Below are 17002 nucleotides of genomic sequence, written 5' to 3'. Positions count from 1 at the left end.
CAATGATTCGCTTTGAACACGTCAGCAAGGCCTATCTCGGTGGGAGACAAGCGCTGCAGGGGGTAACGTTCCATCTGCAGCCAGGCGAGATGGCATTCCTGACCGGCCATTCCGGCGCGGGGAAAAGTACCCTGCTCAAGCTTATCTGTGGGATCGAACGGCCCAGCGCCGGGAAAATCTTTTTCAGCGGCCACGAAATTAGCCGCCTGAAAAACCGCGAAGTGCCGTTCCTGCGTCGTCAGATCGGCATGATTTTCCAGGATCACCACCTGCTGATGGATCGCACCGTTTTTGATAACGTCGCTATCCCGCTGATTATTGCCGGCGCCAGCTATGACGATATCCGCCGTCGCGTCTCTGCGGCGCTGGATAAGGTCGGGCTGCTGGACAAAGCGAAGAACTTCCCGATCCAGCTGTCCGGCGGTGAGCAGCAGCGCGTGGGCATCGCCCGTGCGGTGGTGAACAAGCCTGCCGTACTGCTGGCGGATGAACCAACCGGTAACCTGGACGATGCCCTGTCCGAAGGGATTTTGCGTCTGTTTGAGGAATTCAACCGCGTAGGGGTTACGGTATTGATGGCGACGCACGACATTGGGCTCATTTCCCGTCGTTCGTACCGCATGCTGACCCTGAGCGACGGGCATTTGCACGGAGGCCACGGTGAACAAGCGTGATGCAATGAACCAGATTCGGCAGTTCGGAAACCGGTTTGACCGTTTCCGTAAGCCGCAGGGCGGCGGTGACGGCAATCGTAATACGCCAAAGCGCCAGAAAGCGGCGCCAAAACCGGCTTCCCGCAAGACCAACGTGTTCAACGAGCAGGTGCGTTATGCCTTCCAGGGGGCATTGCAGGATCTGAAAAGCAAGCCGCTGGCGACGTTCCTGACGGTGATGGTGATCGCTATCTCCCTGACGCTGCCAAGCGTCTGCTACATGGTCTATAAGAACGTTAACCAGGCAGCGTCGCAGTATTATCCGTCGCCGCAGATCACCGTTTATCTGGATAAAGCGCTCGACGATAACGCGGCGGCGCAGGTGGTCGGGCAAATCCAGGCCGAACAGGGCGTGGAGAAGGTTAACTATCTCTCGCGCGATGAAGCGCTGGGCGAGTTCCGCAACTGGTCAGGCTTTGGCGGCGCGCTGGATATGCTGGAAGAGAACCCGCTGCCCGCCGTGGCGGTGGTGATCCCGAAACTCGATTTCCAGGGTACCGATTCGCTTAACACCCTGCGCGACCGCATCACCCGTATCAACGGGATTGATGAAGTGCGCATGGACGACAGCTGGTTCGCCCGTCTTGCTGCCCTGACCGGGCTGGTGGGGCGTGTGTCGGCGATGATAGGCGTTCTGATGGTGGCGGCGGTGTTCCTCGTCATCGGTAACAGCGTGCGTCTGAGCATCTTCGCCCGCCGTGATACCATCAACGTGCAGAAACTGATTGGCGCAACGGATGGTTTCATCCTCCGTCCGTTCCTCTACGGCGGCGCGCTGCTCGGTTTTTCCGGCGCATTTCTTTCACTGATATTGTCAGAAATTTTGGTGATGCGGCTTTCGTCTGCCGTGACTGAAGTGGCGCAGGTTTTCGGAACCAAGTTTGATATCAGTGGCTTAGGGTTCGATGAGTGCCTGCTGTTGCTGCTGGTGTGCTCCATGATCGGCTGGGTAGCTGCATGGCTGGCGACGGTTCAACATTTACGCCACTTTACTCCCGACTAATAAAAGCGTGATATAATCTTTCCCTGCACCGAGATGTTCGCTCTGCAGGGAAAGCGTCCCTGTTGTCTCTTCCCCTGTTATCATCTTCATGTCACATTTTGTGCGTAATTTATTCACTGTTGCACCTGGAACTTGTGGATAAAATCACGGTCTGATAAAAGTGTGAATGCTAATCTCGCTGCTCAAACGCTTTGGCATGGTTGTTGCCTGATGGGGACAGCCTGGACCAGAAGAAACATTGAGAGGAATGAATGACCAAAGAAATGCAAACTTTAGCTTTAGCCCCTGTTGGTAACCTGGAATCTTACATCCGGGCTGCGAACACCTGGCCGATGTTAACGGCCGAGGAAGAAAAGGAGCTTGCTGAAAAGCTGCATTACCAGGGCGATCTGGAAGCAGCTAAGACGCTGATCCTGTCTCACCTGCGCTTTGTTGTTCACGTTGCTCGTAACTACTCGGGCTACGGCCTGCCGCAGGCGGACTTGATTCAGGAAGGTAACATCGGCCTGATGAAGGCTGTACGTCGCTTCAACCCGGAAGTGGGTGTGCGACTGGTCTCCTTCGCCGTGCACTGGATCAAAGCAGAAATTCACGAATACGTCCTGCGTAACTGGCGTATTGTGAAGGTCGCCACGACAAAAGCGCAGCGCAAACTGTTCTTCAACCTGCGTAAAACCAAGCAGCGTCTGGGCTGGTTCAACCAGGATGAAGTCGAAATGGTGGCGCGCGAGCTGGGCGTATCCAGCAAAGACGTCCGTGAGATGGAATCCCGCATGGCCGCGCAGGACATGACCTTTGACATGTCCTCCGACGACGACGCCTCTGACAGCCAGCCGATGGCCCCGGTCCTGTATCTGCAGGATAAAACTTCTAACTTTGCCGACGGCATTGAAGAGGACAACTGGGAAGACCAGGCGGCGAACAAGCTGACCTTCGCGATGGAAGGTCTCGACGAGCGTAGCCAGGATATCATCCGCGCCCGCTGGCTGGACGAAGACAACAAGTCCACGCTGCAGGAGCTGGCCGACCGCTACGGCGTTTCCGCGGAACGTGTCCGTCAGCTTGAAAAGAACGCCATGAAAAAACTTCGCGCTGCTATCGAAGCGTAATCTAAGCGAAGTACACCGATAACCCCTGGATGCGAGTCCGGGGGTTTTGTTTTTTTAGCGCCCGCTCTGGCGAATTCCCTCCCCCTGGCAAACACTTACTGATGCGCTAAGCAGGCGACTTTCTCAGGGGGACAGGGTGAAAAATAACGAACTCAACGACCGGCGTTTACAGGCGACGCCGCGCGGCATCGGCGTGATGTGTAACTTCTATGCCGATAAAGCTGAAAACGCCACTGTGTGGGACGTGGAAGGCAATGAGTACATAGACTTCGCCGCCGGGATCGCGGTGCTGAATACCGGCCATCGCCATCCAAAAGTCATTGCCGCCATCGAAAAACAACTCCACGCCTTCACCCACACGGCCTACCAGATTGTGCCGTATGAGGGCTATGTGGCGCTTGCCGAACGCATCAACCAGCGCGTGCCGATTGACGGACCCGCCAAAACCGCCTTCTTCTCAACGGGCGCAGAAGCGGTTGAAAACGCGGTCAAAATTGCCCGCGCGTACACCAAACGCCCCGGCCTTATCACCTTTGGCGGCGCCTTCCATGGCCGCACCTTTATGACCATGGCGCTGACCGGCAAGGTCGCACCCTACAAGCTGGGCTTCGGCCCGTTCCCTGGCTCGGTGTACCACGCACAGTTCCCTAACGATCTGCACGGCATCAGCACGGCGGAAGCGTTAAAAAGCCTGGAGCGCATTTTCAAAGCGGATATCGCGCCAGACCAGGTGGCGGCCATTATCCTCGAACCGGTTCAGGGTGAGGGCGGGTTCAATGTCGCGCCCGCCGATTTTATGCAGGCGCTGCGTGCCCTGTGCGATACCCACGGGATTTTGCTGATTGCCGACGAAGTCCAAACTGGCTTCGCCCGCACCGGCAAGCTGTTCTCGATGGAAAACCACTGTGTGAAGCCGGACCTTATCACCATGGCAAAAAGCCTGGCGGGCGGGATGCCGCTTTCGGCGGTCTCTGGTCGGGCGGAGGTGATGGACGCCCCCGCGCCCGGCGGGCTGGGCGGCACCTACGCGGGTAACCCGCTGGCGATTGCCGCGGCCCATGCGGTGCTGGACGTGATTGACGATGAAGATCTCTGCACCCGCGCGGCCCACCTTGGCCACCATCTGGTAGAGGTGCTAAATAAAGCGAAGGATGGCTGCCCGTATATTGCCGACATTCGTGCGCAAGGCTCTATGGTGGCGGTGGAGTTCAACGATCCGCAATCCGGGCAACCCTCGCCGGAATTCACCCGACAGGTGCAAGAACGCGCGTTGAACGAAGGGCTGCTGCTCCTGAGCTGCGGCGTGTACGGCAACGTGATTCGCTTCCTCTATCCGCTCACGATCCCCGAAGCGCAGTTCCGACAGGCGCTGGATATTATTTCCGCCTCGCTGACACGATAAAGCCAAATGCCCGGCGCAAAACGGTGCCGGGCATAGCATAGATACATTTCAAATTAGCTATTCCAAAATCATAAAAATCGGGTATGTTTTAGCAGAGTATGCTGAAAAAGCGCGAACAGCACACCTATAACTGACATAAAGCGCTGCACAACAACATCACAACAATCGTAATAACCATAATAATGGGGAATCTCAGGATGAACATGAAGGGTAAAGCGTTACTGGCAGGATGTATCGCGTTGGCATTCAGCACCATGGCACAGGCAGATATCAAAGTTGCTGTGGTTGGCGCGATGTCCGGTCCGGTAGCTCAGTACGGCGACCAGGAATTTACGGGCGCAGAACAGGCGGTTGCAGACATTAATGCTAAGGGCGGCATCAAGGGCGAAAAACTGCAGATCGTAAAATATGATGATGCCTGTGACCCGAAACAAGCGGTCGCGGTGGCGAACAAAGTGGTGAACGACGGGATCAAATACGTTATCGGTCACCTGTGCTCTTCCTCTACTCAGCCAGCGTCTGACATCTACGAAGACGAAGGCATTCTGATGATCACCCCGGCTGCAACCGCGCCGGAACTGACCTCGCGCGGCTACAAGCTGACCCTGCGCACCACCGGCCTGGACTCTGACCAGGGCCCAACCGCAGCGAAATACATCGTTGAAAAAGTGAAGCCGAAGCGCATCGCTATCGTTCACGACAAGCAGCAGTACGGTGAAGGTCTGGCGCGTTCCGTCCAGGACAACCTGAAGAAAGCCAATGCTGACGTGGTGTTCTTCGACGGTATTACCGCCGGTGAGAAAGACTTCTCCACGCTGGTGGCGCGTCTGAAGAAAGAGAATATTGATTTCGTTTACTACGGTGGCTACCACCCGGAAATGGGCCAGATCCTGCGCCAGGCGCGTGCTGCCGGTCTGAAAACCCAGTTCATGGGGCCGGAAGGCGTGGCGAACGTCTCTCTGTCTAACATCGCGGGTGAATCAGCCGAAGGCCTGCTGGTGACCAAGCCGAAGAACTACGACCAGGTCCCTGCGAACAAACCAATCGTGGATGCGATCAAGGCGAAGAAACAGGATCCAAGCGGCGCGTTCGTCTGGACCACCTACGCGGCGCTGCAGTCGCTGCAGGCGGGCCTGAACCAGTCAGCCGATCCGGCTGAGATTGCCACCTGGCTGAAAGCGAACTCCGTGGAAACCGTCATGGGGCCGCTGTCATGGGATGAGAAGGGCGATCTGAAGGGCTTCGAGTTCGGCGTGTTTGACTGGCATGCGAACGGGACTGCTACTGACGCAAAATAAAAGCAAAAGGCAACGTAAGTTGCCTTTTTTATGTTTTCTCCCTCTCCCCGTGGGAGAGGGCCGGGGTGAGGGCATCAGGCCGCACAGCCCCTCTTTTGCCCGGTGGCGCTTCGCTTACCGGGCCTACAATGAGCACCTCGTAGGCCGGGTAAGGCGCAGCCGCCACCCGGCTTTCTTTTAGCGCTTCTCCCACCCGTTCGCCTGCGCCGTAAACCCTAACGCCTGCATAAACGCCGCCATCACGCTGCGGTCTTCCACGCCCACGTCGGCCATCCACCAGGAGGTCACGCTCGGGTTTTCACGAATGACTTCTTCAATTAAATACTGTCCGACCCCGCGACGGCGGGTGACGTCGCGCACGCGCAGGGAATCCAGCGCCCCTTCCGTGCCGCTCAGCGTCACGCGAACGGCGGCCAGCAGACGCTCGTTAAAGCGCGCGGCATAGATACGGTGATTGTCGTCGACGGCCAGCGACGAAGGGGAATATTCCGGCCAGATCTTGCCCAGGTCGATATGATCCTGGTCGCTAAAGGTCACCAGACGCACGATAGTCAGTTTCATTAGCTACTTGTCCAAATCAGATTGAGTAGGGCCAGTGTACTCAATTTATTTGCTCGGGTGCTTTCTCTTTTTATTCCCATTTACCAGGTGATTAGTTTTTTGGCAACGCATTGCGCAGTTCGAAAACACATGGATCGAAAATTAAGCAGAATTTTAACCTGACAGGCAGTGATTTATTCGGCGCTTTGTACCGTTATTTTATGCTGCAAACTGCACTTTTATTTGTTTATCTCTGCCTGATTTCAGAATATTATCTTTGCTTAATCGCCTGAAAAATAGAGATATTAGTCTGGTTTTTGATAAAAAACCGCGCTAAACCATTAAAGGCACTGGTAAAAATAGCGTTGTTCATTAAAAGTACAGAATGCTTTTTAACCATAATAAAACAAAATATATACACGACATCACGAATGGGGATTCAGAGATGAAAAGGAACGCGAAAGCAATAATCGCGGGAATGGTCGCACTGGCAATTTCGCAGGCGGCTATGGCGGACGACATAAAAGTGGCTGTGGTCGGCGCGATGTCCGGTCCTGTTGCCCAGTGGGGTGATATGGAGTTCAACGGCGCCCGTCAGGCCATTAAAGACATCAACGCCAAAGGCGGCATCAAAGGCGACAAGCTGGTGGGCGTAGAATATGACGACGCCTGCGATCCAAAACAGGCCGTCGCGGTCGCCAACAAAATCGTCAACGACGGTATCCAGTACGTCATCGGCCACCTGTGCTCATCGTCCACGCAGCCCGCATCTGATATTTACGAAGACGAAGGCATTCTGATGATCACCCCGGGCGCAACTAACCCGGAGCTGACCCAGCGCGGCTACCAGCACATTATGCGTACCGCCGGTCTGGACTCCTCGCAGGGACCCACCGCCGCCAAATACATCCTCGACACCGTTAAGCCAACGCGTATTGCCATCATTCATGACAAACAGCAGTACGGCGAAGGCCTGGCGCGCTCTGTGCAGGACGGCCTGAAAAAAGGCGGCGCGAACATCGTCTTCTTCGACGGCATTACCGCAGGCGAGAAAGACTTCTCCGCGCTGATCGCCCGTCTGCAAAAAGAGAATATCGACTTCGTTTACTACGGCGGCTACTACCCGGAAATGGGCCAGATGCTGCGCCAGGCGCGTGCCACCGGCCTGAAAACCCAGTTTATGGGGCCAGAGGGCGTGGGCAACGCCTCCCTGTCGAACATCGCCGGGGATTCTGCCGAAGGCATGCTGGTCACGATGCCAAAACGCTATGACCAGGATCCGGCCAACAAGGCTATCGTAGAGGCGCTCAAGGCGCAGAAGAAAGATCCGAGCGGTCCGTACGTCTGGATCACCTACGCGGCCGTGCAGTCTCTGGCGACCGCGCTGGAGCGTACCGGCAGCAAAGAGCCGCTGGATCTGGTGAAAGATTTAAAAGCACACGGGGCGAACACCGTGATTGGGCCGCTGAACTGGGATGAGAAAGGCGATCTGAAGGGATTTGAATTTGGTGTCTTTAAGTGGCACGCCGACGGTTCGTCCTCGGCCGCCAAATAACTATCCCACCGCCCGGCTCGCCGGGCGGGTATAAAAAGGTTTGCATATGTCCGAGCAGTTTCTCTATTTCCTGCAGCAGATGTTTAACGGCGTTACGCTGGGAAGCACCTACGCGCTGATCGCCATCGGCTACACGATGGTTTACGGCATTATCGGCATGATCAACTTCGCCCACGGCGAGGTGTACATGATCGGTAGCTACGTCTCCTTTATGATCATTGCCGCGCTGATGATGATGGGCATCGACAGCAGCTGGCTGCTGGTCGCCGCCGGGTTTGTCGGCGCGATTGTGATTGCCAGCGCCTACGGCTGGAGCATCGAACGCGTGGCTTACCGGCCCGTGCGCAGTTCAAAACGCCTGATTGCGCTGATCTCCGCCATCGGGATGTCCATCTTCCTGCAAAACTACGTCAGCCTGACCGAAGGCTCGCGCGACGTGGCGCTGCCAAGCCTGTTTAACGGCCAGTGGATTGTGGGGGCCAGCGAGAACTTCTCTGCCTCTATCACCACCATGCAGCTGGTTATCTGGGTTGTAACCTTCCTGGCAATGCTGGCTCTGACTATTTTCATCCGCTACTCCCGCATGGGACGCGCCTGCCGCGCCTGCGCGGAAGACCTGAAGATGGCGAGCCTGCTCGGCATCAACACCGACCGCGTGATTGCCCTGACCTTCGTGATTGGCGCCGCGATGGCGGCGGTGGCAGGCGTACTGCTCGGCCAGTTCTATGGCGTGATTAACCCGTACATCGGCTTTATGGCCGGGATGAAAGCCTTCACCGCCGCGGTACTGGGCGGTATCGGCAGTATTCCGGGCGCGATGATCGGCGGCCTGATCCTGGGCGTGGCGGAAGCGCTCTCCTCGGCGTACCTGAGCACAGAATATAAAGACGTGGTGTCGTTTGCCCTGCTGATTCTGGTTCTGCTGGTGATGCCTACCGGTATTCTGGGCCGTCCGGAGGTAGAGAAAGTATGAAACCGATGCATTTTGCAATGGCGCTGCTCTCTGCCGCCATGTTCTTCGTGCTGGCGGGCGTCTTTATGGGCGTCCAGTTAGAGCTGGACGGCACTAAGCTGGTGGTCGACACCGCCGCTGATATTCGCTGGCAGTGGGTGTTTATCGGCACGGCCGTAGTGTTCCTGTTCCAGCTGCTGCGCCCGGTCTTCCAGAAGACGCTGAAAAACGTCTCCGGGCCGAAATTCGTGCTGCCCGCTATCGACGGTACGACCGTGAAGCAGAAGCTGTTCCTCGTGGCGCTGCTGGTCGCTGCCGTGGCGTGGCCGTTTGTGGTATCGCGCGGGACCGTGGATATCGCCACCCTGACCATGATCTACGTGATCCTGGGTCTCGGTCTGAACGTGGTGGTGGGGCTCTCCGGCCTGCTGGTGCTGGGCTACGGCGGCTTCTACGCCATCGGCGCCTACACCTTCGCGCTGCTGAACCACTATTACGGCCTCGGCTTCTGGACCTGCCTGCCGCTGGCGGGGCTGGTCTCTGCCGCCGCGGGCTTCCTGCTCGGCTTCCCGGTGCTGCGCCTGCGCGGTGACTACCTGGCGATTGTGACCCTGGGCTTCGGCGAAATCGTCCGTATCCTGCTGCTCAACAATACCGAAGTGACCGGCGGCCCGAACGGCATCAGCCAGATCCCGAAACCGACCTTCTTCGGCCTGGAGTTCAGCCGCACCGCCCGCGAAGGCGGCTGGGATACCTTCAGCAACTTCTTTGGCATCAAGTACGATCCGTCCGACCGCGTGATCTGGCTCTATCTGGTGGCGCTGCTGCTGGTGGTGATTACCCTGTTCGTGATCAACCGTCTGCTGCGCATGCCGCTGGGCCGCGCGTGGGAAGCGCTGCGCGAAGATGAAATCGCCTGCCGCTCGCTGGGCCTGAACCCGACCCGCATCAAGCTGACCGCGTTCACCATCAGCGCCGCGTTTGCCGGTTTCGCCGGAACGCTGTTTGCCGCGCGTCAGGGCTTCGTTAGCCCGGAATCCTTCACCTTTGCCGAATCGGCCTTCGTGCTGGCGATTGTGGTACTCGGCGGGATGGGCTCGCAGTTTGCCGTTATCCTCGCGGCCATCCTGCTGGTGGTCTCGCGCGAGCTGATGCGCGACTTTAACGAATACAGCATGCTGATGCTGGGTGGTTTGATGGTGCTGATGATGATCTGGCGTCCGCAGGGTCTGCTGCCGATGACCCGTCCACAGCTGAAGCTGAAGAACGGGCAAGCGAAAGGAGAGCAGGCATGAGCCAGCCATTATTATCCGTTAACGGTCTGATGATGCGTTTTGGCGGCCTGCTGGCGGTCAACAACGTGAATCTGGATCTGCACAAGAAAGAGATTGTCTCCCTGATTGGCCCGAACGGCGCGGGGAAAACCACGGTCTTCAACTGCCTGACCGGCTTCTACAAGCCGACGGGCGGCACCATCATGCTGCGCGACCAGCACCTGGAAGGGCTGCCGGGCCAGCAGATTGCCCGCATGGGCGTGGTGCGTACCTTCCAGCACGTGCGTCTGTTCCGCGAGATGACGGTGATTGAGAACCTGCTGGTGGCACAGCATCAGCAGCTGAAAACCGGGCTCTTCTCCGGCCTGCTGAAAACCCCGGCCTTCCGCCGCGCGCAGGATGAAGCGCTTGACCGCGCCGCCACCTGGCTTGACCGAATTGGCCTGCTGCAGCACGCCAACCGTCAGGCGAGCAACCTGGCCTACGGCGATCAGCGTCGCCTGGAGATTGTGCGCTGTATGGTGACGCAGCCGGAAATCCTGATGCTCGACGAACCGGCGGCAGGCCTCAACCCGAAAGAGACCAAAGAGCTGGACGAACTGATTGCCGAGCTGCGCGATCATCACGACACCACCATTCTGCTGATTGAGCATGACATGAAGCTGGTGATGGGCATTTCGGACCGTATCTACGTGGTAAACCAGGGCACGCCGCTGGCGAACGGCACGCCGGAAGAGATCCGCAACAACCCGGACGTGATCCGCGCATACCTTGGTGAGGCATAAGATGGAAAAAGCGATGTTAACGTTCGACAAGGTCAACGCGCACTACGGCAAGATCCAGGCGCTGCACGACGTCAGCCTGCACATCAATCAGGGCGAAATCGTCACCCTGATCGGGGCCAACGGCGCGGGCAAAACCACGCTGCTCGGCACCCTGTGCGGCGACCCGCGCGCCACCAGCGGGCGGATTGTGTTCGATGGCAAAGACATTACCGACTGGCAGACCGCCAAAATCATGCGTGAAGCGGTGGCGATTGTCCCGGAAGGGCGTCGCGTGTTTTCTCGCATGACGGTGGAAGAGAACCTGGCGATGGGCGGCTTCTTTGCTCACCGCGATGAATACCAGACCCGCATCAAGTGGGTGTACGAACTCTTCCCACGCCTGTGGGAGCGCCGCATCCAGCGTGCGGGCACCATGTCCGGCGGCGAGCAGCAGATGCTGGCGATTGGCCGCGCGCTGATGAGCCAGCCGCGTCTGCTGCTGCTGGATGAACCGTCGCTCGGTCTTGCGCCGATCATCATTCAGCAGATCTTCGACACCATTGAGCAGCTGCGCAAAGAGGGGATGACCATCTTCCTCGTCGAGCAGAACGCCAACCAGGCGCTGAAGCTCGCCGACCGTGGCTACGTGCTGGAGAACGGTCGCGTGGTGCTTGAGGATACCGGCGACGCGCTGCTGGCAAACGAGGCGGTGCGGAGCGCGTACCTCGGAGGCTAAGCCGTCTGTATTGCCCGGTGGCGCTTACGCTTACCGGGCCTACGTGTTTTTCTCCCTCTCCCTGTGGGAGAGGGCCGGGGTGAGGGCACCAGACCGCACCCAACCACACACCTAACCCCCTTCACACAACCATCATCCCCCTGACGCCTGGCTGTCACTTATCTGTAAACAAACAGTTATTTTTCTGTAATTCGAGCATGTCATGTTACCTCGCGAGCATAAAACGCGTGATATCGCGCATCCGGCACAATAAGAGAGATGACAATGACATCGTTACGACACACAGCTTTGGGTCTGGCACTGGGTCTGGCTTTTGCGACGAACGCAATGGCTGTGACCACCATTCCGTTCTGGCATTCCATGGAAGGGGAGTTGGGTAAAGAGGTTGACTCCCTGGCGCAGCGTTTCAACGACACCCACCCGGATTACAAAATTGTGCCGGTGTACAAAGGCAACTACGAGCAGAGCCTGAGCGCGGGCATCGCCGCCTTCCGTACCGGTAACGCCCCTGCGCTGTTACAGGTTTATGAAGTGGGTACCGCGACCATGATGGCCTCCAAAGCCATTAAGCCGGTGTATGAAGTGTTCAAAGACGCGGGTATCAACTTCGACGAATCCCAGTTCGTGCCAACCGTGGCGGGTTATTACACCGATTCCAAAACCGGGCATCTGCTGTCCCAGCCGTTTAACAGCTCCACGCCGGTGCTGTATTACAACAAAGACGCCTTCAGGAAAGCCGGTTTAGACCCGGAGCAGCCGCCAAAGACCTGGCAGGATCTGGCCGAGTACACCGCGAAGCTGAAAGCGGCGGGGATGAAGTGCGGCTACGCCAGCGGCTGGCAGGGCTGGATCCAGATTGAAAACTTCAGCGCCTGGCACGGCCTGCCGGTTGCCACCAAAAACAACGGCTTCGACGGCACCGATGCGGTACTGGAGTTCAACAAGCCGGAGCAGGTGAAGCACATCGCGCTGCTGGAAGAACTCAACAAGAAGGGCGACTTCAGCTACTTCGGGCGTAAAGACGAATCCACCGAGAAGTTCTACAACGGCGACTGCGCCATTACCACCGCATCGTCCGGCTCGCTGGCGGATATCCGTCACTACGCCAAATTTAACTACGGCGTGGGCATGATGCCGTACGACGCCGACGTGAAGGGCGCGCCGCAGAACGCCATCATCGGCGGAGCGAGCCTGTGGGTCATGCAGGGCAAAGACAACGGCACCTACAAAGGCGTAGCCGAGTTCCTCGACTTCCTGGCGAAGCCTGAAAACGCGGCCGAGTGGCACCAGAAGACCGGCTACCTGCCGATCACCAAAGCTGCGTACGACCTGACCCGCGAGCAGGGCTTCTACAGCAAAAACCCAGGGGCGGACATTGCGACGCGTCAGATGCTGAACAAGCCGCCGTTGCCGTTCACCAAGGGCCTGCGTCTGGGCAACATGCCGCAGATCCGTACCATCGTGGATGAAGAGCTGGAAAGCGTGTGGACCGGGAAGAAAACGCCACAGCAGGCGCTGGACTCTGCGGTAGAGCGCGGGAATCAGCTGCTGCGCCGCTTTGAGCAGTCCACCAAATCGTAATTCAAACCTGCCCCTCACCCTAACCCTCTCCCCATAGGGGAGAGGGGACTGCGCGGAGCCGTCTTTTCTCCCTCGCCCCTTTGGGGAGAGGGCCGGGGTGAGGGGGGAATACCTACAGAGCAAACCTATGTCATCATCCCGTCCGGTGTTCCGTTCCCGCTGGCTGCCGTACCTGCTGGTCGCGCCGCAGCTGGTCATCACCGTTATTTTCTTTATCTGGCCTGCGGGCGAAGCGCTGTGGTACTCGGTACAAAGCGTCGATCCGTTCGGGCTTTCCAGCCAGTTTGTCGGGCTGGACAACTTCACCGCGCTGTTCCATGACAGCTACTACCTGGATTCCTTCTGGACGACGATCAAGTTCAGCGCCCTGGTGACCGTCAGCGGCCTTCTGGCATCGCTGTTCTTCGCCGCGCTGGTGGACTACGTGGTGCGCGGCAGCCGTATTTATCAAACGCTGATGCTGCTGCCTTACGCCGTGGCTCCCGCCGTCGCCGCCGTGCTGTGGATCTTCCTGTTTAACCCGGGACGCGGGTTGATTACCCATTTCCTGGCCGAACTGGGCTACGACTGGAACCATGCCCAGAACAGCGGCCAGGCGATGTTCCTGGTGGTATTCGCCTCGGTGTGGAAGCAGATCAGCTACAACTTCCTGTTCTTCTTTGCCGCGCTGCAGTCCATTCCGCGCTCGCTGGTGGAAGCGGCGGCGATTGACGGCGCAGGGCCCATTCGTCGCTTCTTCAGGCTGTCGCTGCCGCTGATCGCCCCGGTGAGCTTCTTCCTGCTGGTGGTGAACCTCGTGTATGCCTTCTTCGACACCTTCCCGGTGATCGACGCGGCCACCGCAGGCGGCCCGGTACAGGCGACAACAACGCTTATCTACAAGATCTACCGCGAAGGTTTTGCCGGCCTGGATCTCTCTGCCTCCGCCGCGCAGTCCGTGGTGCTGATGTTCCTCGTCATCATCCTCACGGTAGTGCAGTTCCGCTATGTCGAAAGTAAGGTGCGCTACCAATGATTGAGAACCGTCGCGGGCTGACGATTTTCAGCCATACCATGCTGATTTTAGGGATTATCGTCATCCTCTTCCCGCTGTACGTGGCGTTTGTCGCCGCCACGCTGGACACCAAAGCGGTGTTCGACACGCCGATGACGCTGATCCCAGGCACACATCTTTTCGAGAACATGAAGACCATCTGGACACAGGGCGTGGGCGCCAACAGCGCGCCGTTCTGGCTGATGATGCTCAACAGCTTCATCATGGCGTTCGGCATCACCGTCGGCAAAATTACGGTGTCGATGCTGTCGGCCTTCGCCATCGTCTGGTTTCGCTTTCCGCTGCGTAACCTCTTCTTCTGGATGATTTTTATCACCCTGATGCTGCCGGTGGAGGTGCGTATCTTCCCGACGGTGGAGGTGATCGCCAACCTGAAAATGCTCGACAGCTACGCGGGCTTAACCCTGCCGCTGATGGCCTCGGCGACCGCGACCTTCCTGTTCCGCCAGTTCTTTATGACCCTGCCGGACGAGCTGATTGAAGCCGCGCGCATCGACGGCGCGTCGCCGATGCGCTTCTTCCGCGACATCGTGCTGCCGCTGTCGAAAACCAACCTCGCGGCGCTGTTTGTGATCACCTTTATCTACGGCTGGAACCAGTACCTGTGGCCGCTGCTGATTATTCAGGACGTCAATCTCGGCACTGCCGTGGCGGGCATCAAAGGCATGATCTCCACCGGCGAAGGCACCACCCTCTGGAACCAGGTGATGGCGGCGATGCTGCTCACCCTTATCCCACCCGTAGTCATTGTTTTAGCCATGCAGCGTGCGTTTGTCCGCGGCCTGGTCGATAGCGAGAAATAAGATGGCAGGTTTAAAACTTCAGGCAGTAACCAAAAGCTGGGACGGTAAAACCCAGGTGATTCAGCCGCTGACGCTCGACGTGGCGGATGGGGAATTTATCGTGATGGTCGGCCCGTCCGGCTGCGGCAAATCCACGCTGCTGCGCATGGTGGCGGGGCTGGAGCGGGTGACGTCCGGGGATATCTGGATTGACCGCCAGCGCGTCACCGAAATGGAGCCGAAAGACAGAGGCATCGCGATGGTGTTCCAGAACTACGCCCTCTATCCGCACATGAGCGTGGAAGAGAACATGGCCTGGGGGCTGAAAATCCGCGGCATGGGCAAAGGCCATATCGACGAGCGCGTGAAAGAGGCGGCGCGCATTCTCGAGCTGGACGGCCTGCTGAAGCGCCGCCCGCGCGAGCTCTCCGGCGGCCAGCGCCAGCGCGTGGCGATGGGGCGCGCCATCGTGCGCGATCCGGCGGTATTCCTGTTCGACGAACCGCTTTCTAACCTCGACGCCAAGCTGCGCGTGCAGATGCGTCTTGAGCTGCAGCAGCTGCATCGTCGTCTGAAAACCACCTCCCTGTACGTGACCCACGATCAGGTCGAAGCCATGACCCTCGCCCAGCGCGTAATGGTGATGAACAAAGGCATCGCCGAGCAGATTGGCACCCCGGTGGAAGTGTATGAGAAACCGGCTACCCGCTTTGTGGCGAGCTTTATCGGCAGCCCGGCAATGAACCTGCTTGAAGGGCGTATCAGCAGCGCGGGCACGCATTTTGAACTGGAAAGCGGGATGGCGTTGCCGATCAACTGGTACTATCGTGGCTACGCCGGGCGTAAGATGACGCTCGGTATCCGCCCGGAACATATCGGTTTAACCTCTCAGGCGGACGGCGGCGTGCCGCTGGTGATGGACACGCTGGAGATGTTGGGTGCAGATAACCTGGCGCACGGGCGCTGGGGCGAGCAAAAAATAGTGGTGCGTTTAGCGCATCAGGAACGCCCGAAAGCAGGCAGTACGCTGTGGCTGCACCTGCCGGAAAATCACCTGCACTTCTTTGACGGTGAAACAGGACAACGAGTATGAGCAACTGGCCTTATCCCCACATCGTCGCCCACCGGGGCGGCGGTAAGCTGGCGCCGGAAAATACCCTGGCGGCGATTGACGTTGGCGCGCGCTACGGCCACACGATGATCGAGTTCGACGCCAAGCTGTCGAAAGACGGCGAAATTTTCCTGCTGCATGACGATAACCTCGAACGCACCAGCAACGGCTGGGGCGTGGCGGGTGAACTGCCGTGGCGCGATCTGCTGAAGGTAGATGCCGGAAGCTGGTACAGCGGCGAGTTCAAAGGCGAACCGCTGCCGCTGCTGGCGGAAGTGGCGGATCGCTGTCGCCAGCACGGTATGATGGCCAATATCGAAATCAAACCGACCACCGGCACCGGGCCGCTGACGGGCAAAGTCATCGCGCTGGCCGCGCGTGAGCTGTGGGAAGGGATGACGGCACCGCTGCTGTCGTCGTTTGAAATCGACGCGCTGGAAGCGGCACAGGCGGCCGTGCCGGAGCTGCCGCGTGGGCTGCTGCTGGACGAGTGGCGCGAGGACTGGCACGAGCTGACGACACGCTTAGCGTGCGTTTCAATTCATCTCAATCACAAGCTGCTGGATGAGGCGCGGGTGAAGATGTTGAAAGCGGCGGGTCTGCATATTCTGGTGTATACCGTTAACAAACCCCAGCGTGCAGCCGAACTGCTGCGCTGGGGCGTTGACAGCATTTGTACCGATGCGATTGACCGCATCGGCCCGAACTTTAGTTCTGCGGATTAAGCATACTGCCGTTCGACTGCGGCGGCAGCATATGCTGCTGGCCGCTGTTCAGGGTTGACCCCCCGCCTAACATCCCGCCGTTTTTATTCGGCAGCGGCTGCTCGCGAACCTGACCCTGCTGGATGCGCTGGGTGTTGGCGTTCATCTGGTTTTGCAGGCTCTGCTGCTGCATCTGGGTTTGCGTTTTCAACTGTTGATTAAGCATCCCTTTCTGCTGCTGTTGCTGGCTCATCATTTCCGTTTGCATCCGCTGCTGGCTGGGAATGACGTAACCCTGCTGGTTAGGGTTGTTCATCGTATTGAGTGGCTGTGCGAGCGCGGCAAAGGGAAGCAGTGCCGTAAGAATCATCAAGCGTTTCATTGTCATCTCCTCCTTTTGAGGTTTCTCTTAAGTTTACCCCGA

At 58.2% G+C, this 17002-nt stretch carries 17 protein-coding genes; 15 read left to right on the top strand and 2 right to left on the bottom strand.

Annotation, left to right across the window (positions count from 1 at the left end; all coding sequences use genetic code 11):
* The first annotated feature begins 2 nt into the window (after nucleotides 1-2).
* From ftsE to livJ, 5 genes are all read left to right on the top strand, one after another.
* Nucleotides 3-674 carry a cell division ATP-binding protein FtsE gene (ftsE, locus tag HV355_RS09795; RefSeq protein ID WP_008500091.1) on the top strand — a complete coding sequence of 224 codons (672 nt, stop codon included), beginning with the start codon at nucleotides 3-5 and terminating at the stop codon, nucleotides 672-674.
* Complete coding sequence (gene ftsX, locus HV355_RS09790; RefSeq protein WP_108417694.1) at nucleotides 661-1716, top strand: permease-like cell division protein FtsX; 1056 nt, start codon at nucleotides 661-663, stop codon at nucleotides 1714-1716. Before ftsE ends, ftsX begins: the two co-directional genes overlap by 14 nt.
* A gap of 251 nt (nucleotides 1717-1967) precedes the next feature.
* On the top strand, nucleotides 1968-2825 hold the full coding sequence (gene rpoH, locus HV355_RS09785) for an RNA polymerase sigma factor RpoH (RefSeq protein WP_010436497.1): 858 nt from the start codon (nucleotides 1968-1970) through the stop codon (nucleotides 2823-2825).
* Between the two features lie 136 nt (nucleotides 2826-2961).
* Nucleotides 2962-4227 (top strand): 4-aminobutyrate--2-oxoglutarate transaminase, encoded by a 1266-nt coding sequence (locus HV355_RS09780; RefSeq protein ID WP_182401714.1) that lies wholly within the window; start codon nucleotides 2962-2964, stop codon nucleotides 4225-4227.
* A gap of 197 nt (nucleotides 4228-4424) precedes the next feature.
* Nucleotides 4425-5525 carry a branched chain amino acid ABC transporter substrate-binding protein LivJ gene (gene livJ, locus HV355_RS09775; RefSeq protein ID WP_139157911.1) on the top strand — a complete coding sequence of 367 codons (1101 nt, stop codon included), beginning with the start codon at nucleotides 4425-4427 and terminating at the stop codon, nucleotides 5523-5525.
* Between the two features lie 177 nt (nucleotides 5526-5702).
* On the opposite strand, the gene panM is transcribed toward livJ, so the two are convergent.
* Nucleotides 5703-6086 carry an aspartate 1-decarboxylase autocleavage activator PanM gene (gene panM / locus HV355_RS09770; RefSeq protein WP_126816080.1) on the bottom strand — a complete coding sequence of 128 codons (384 nt, stop codon included), beginning with the start codon at nucleotides 6084-6086 and terminating at the stop codon, nucleotides 5703-5705.
* 424 nt (nucleotides 6087-6510) lie between these two features.
* Here panM and livK point away from each other — a divergent pair, with 424 nt between their 5' ends.
* The 10 genes from livK to ugpQ all read left to right on the top strand — a co-directional run bounded on the left by livK (nucleotide 6511) and on the right by ugpQ (nucleotide 16599).
* Complete coding sequence (livK, locus tag HV355_RS09765; RefSeq protein WP_010436489.1) at nucleotides 6511-7620, top strand: high-affinity branched-chain amino acid ABC transporter substrate-binding protein LivK; 1110 nt, start codon at nucleotides 6511-6513, stop codon at nucleotides 7618-7620.
* Nucleotides 7621-7666: 46 nt separating this feature from the next.
* A complete protein-coding gene (gene livH, locus HV355_RS09760; RefSeq protein WP_010436488.1) occupies nucleotides 7667-8593 on the top strand; it encodes a high-affinity branched-chain amino acid ABC transporter permease LivH in 927 nt (308 codons plus the stop codon).
* Entirely contained in the window at nucleotides 8590-9867 is a 1278-nt protein-coding gene (gene livM / locus HV355_RS09755) for a branched chain amino acid ABC transporter permease LivM (protein ID WP_010436486.1), read from the top strand. The genes livH and livM overlap by 4 nt, the downstream gene beginning before the upstream one ends.
* On the top strand, nucleotides 9864-10631 hold the full coding sequence (gene livG, locus HV355_RS09750) for a high-affinity branched-chain amino acid ABC transporter ATP-binding protein LivG (RefSeq protein ID WP_008500101.1): 768 nt from the start codon (nucleotides 9864-9866) through the stop codon (nucleotides 10629-10631). Before livM ends, livG begins: the two co-directional genes overlap by 4 nt.
* Nucleotide 10632: 1 nt before the next feature.
* Nucleotides 10633-11346 carry a high-affinity branched-chain amino acid ABC transporter ATP-binding protein LivF gene (livF, locus tag HV355_RS09745; protein WP_006812273.1) on the top strand — a complete coding sequence of 238 codons (714 nt, stop codon included), beginning with the start codon at nucleotides 10633-10635 and terminating at the stop codon, nucleotides 11344-11346.
* A gap of 264 nt (nucleotides 11347-11610) precedes the next feature.
* A complete protein-coding gene (gene ugpB, locus HV355_RS09740) occupies nucleotides 11611-12927 on the top strand; it encodes a sn-glycerol-3-phosphate ABC transporter substrate-binding protein UgpB (RefSeq protein ID WP_182401712.1) in 1317 nt (438 codons plus the stop codon).
* Nucleotides 12928-13054: 127 nt separating this feature from the next.
* Nucleotides 13055-13942 carry a sn-glycerol-3-phosphate ABC transporter permease UgpA gene (gene ugpA, locus HV355_RS09735; protein ID WP_100167338.1) on the top strand — a complete coding sequence of 296 codons (888 nt, stop codon included), beginning with the start codon at nucleotides 13055-13057 and terminating at the stop codon, nucleotides 13940-13942.
* A complete protein-coding gene (gene ugpE, locus HV355_RS09730; RefSeq protein WP_120159433.1) occupies nucleotides 13939-14784 on the top strand; it encodes a sn-glycerol-3-phosphate ABC transporter permease UgpE in 846 nt (281 codons plus the stop codon). Before ugpA ends, ugpE begins: the two co-directional genes overlap by 4 nt.
* Nucleotide 14785: 1 nt before the next feature.
* Nucleotides 14786-15856 (top strand): sn-glycerol-3-phosphate import ATP-binding protein UgpC, encoded by a 1071-nt coding sequence (locus HV355_RS09725; RefSeq protein WP_063616534.1) that lies wholly within the window; start codon nucleotides 14786-14788, stop codon nucleotides 15854-15856.
* Nucleotides 15853-16599, top strand: a complete 747-nt coding sequence (gene ugpQ, locus HV355_RS09720) for a glycerophosphodiester phosphodiesterase (RefSeq protein ID WP_126816078.1) — start codon at nucleotides 15853-15855, stop codon at nucleotides 16597-16599. The genes HV355_RS09725 and ugpQ overlap by 4 nt, the downstream gene beginning before the upstream one ends.
* Here ugpQ and HV355_RS09715 read toward each other — a convergent pair.
* On the bottom strand, nucleotides 16583-16960 hold the full coding sequence (locus HV355_RS09715; RefSeq protein WP_042719209.1) for a DUF2756 family protein: 378 nt from the start codon (nucleotides 16958-16960) through the stop codon (nucleotides 16583-16585). The genes ugpQ and HV355_RS09715 overlap by 17 nt on opposite strands.
* Between the last annotated feature and the right edge of the window lie 42 nt (nucleotides 16961-17002).

It is taken from the genome of Enterobacter sp. RHBSTW-01064, assembly GCF_014103035.1.
In the GTDB taxonomy this organism is placed as follows: Bacteria; Pseudomonadota; Gammaproteobacteria; order Enterobacterales; family Enterobacteriaceae; genus Enterobacter; species Enterobacter mori.
Note: the sequence above shows the minus strand (reverse complement) of the source record. Positions and strands in the feature narration are given on the sequence as shown.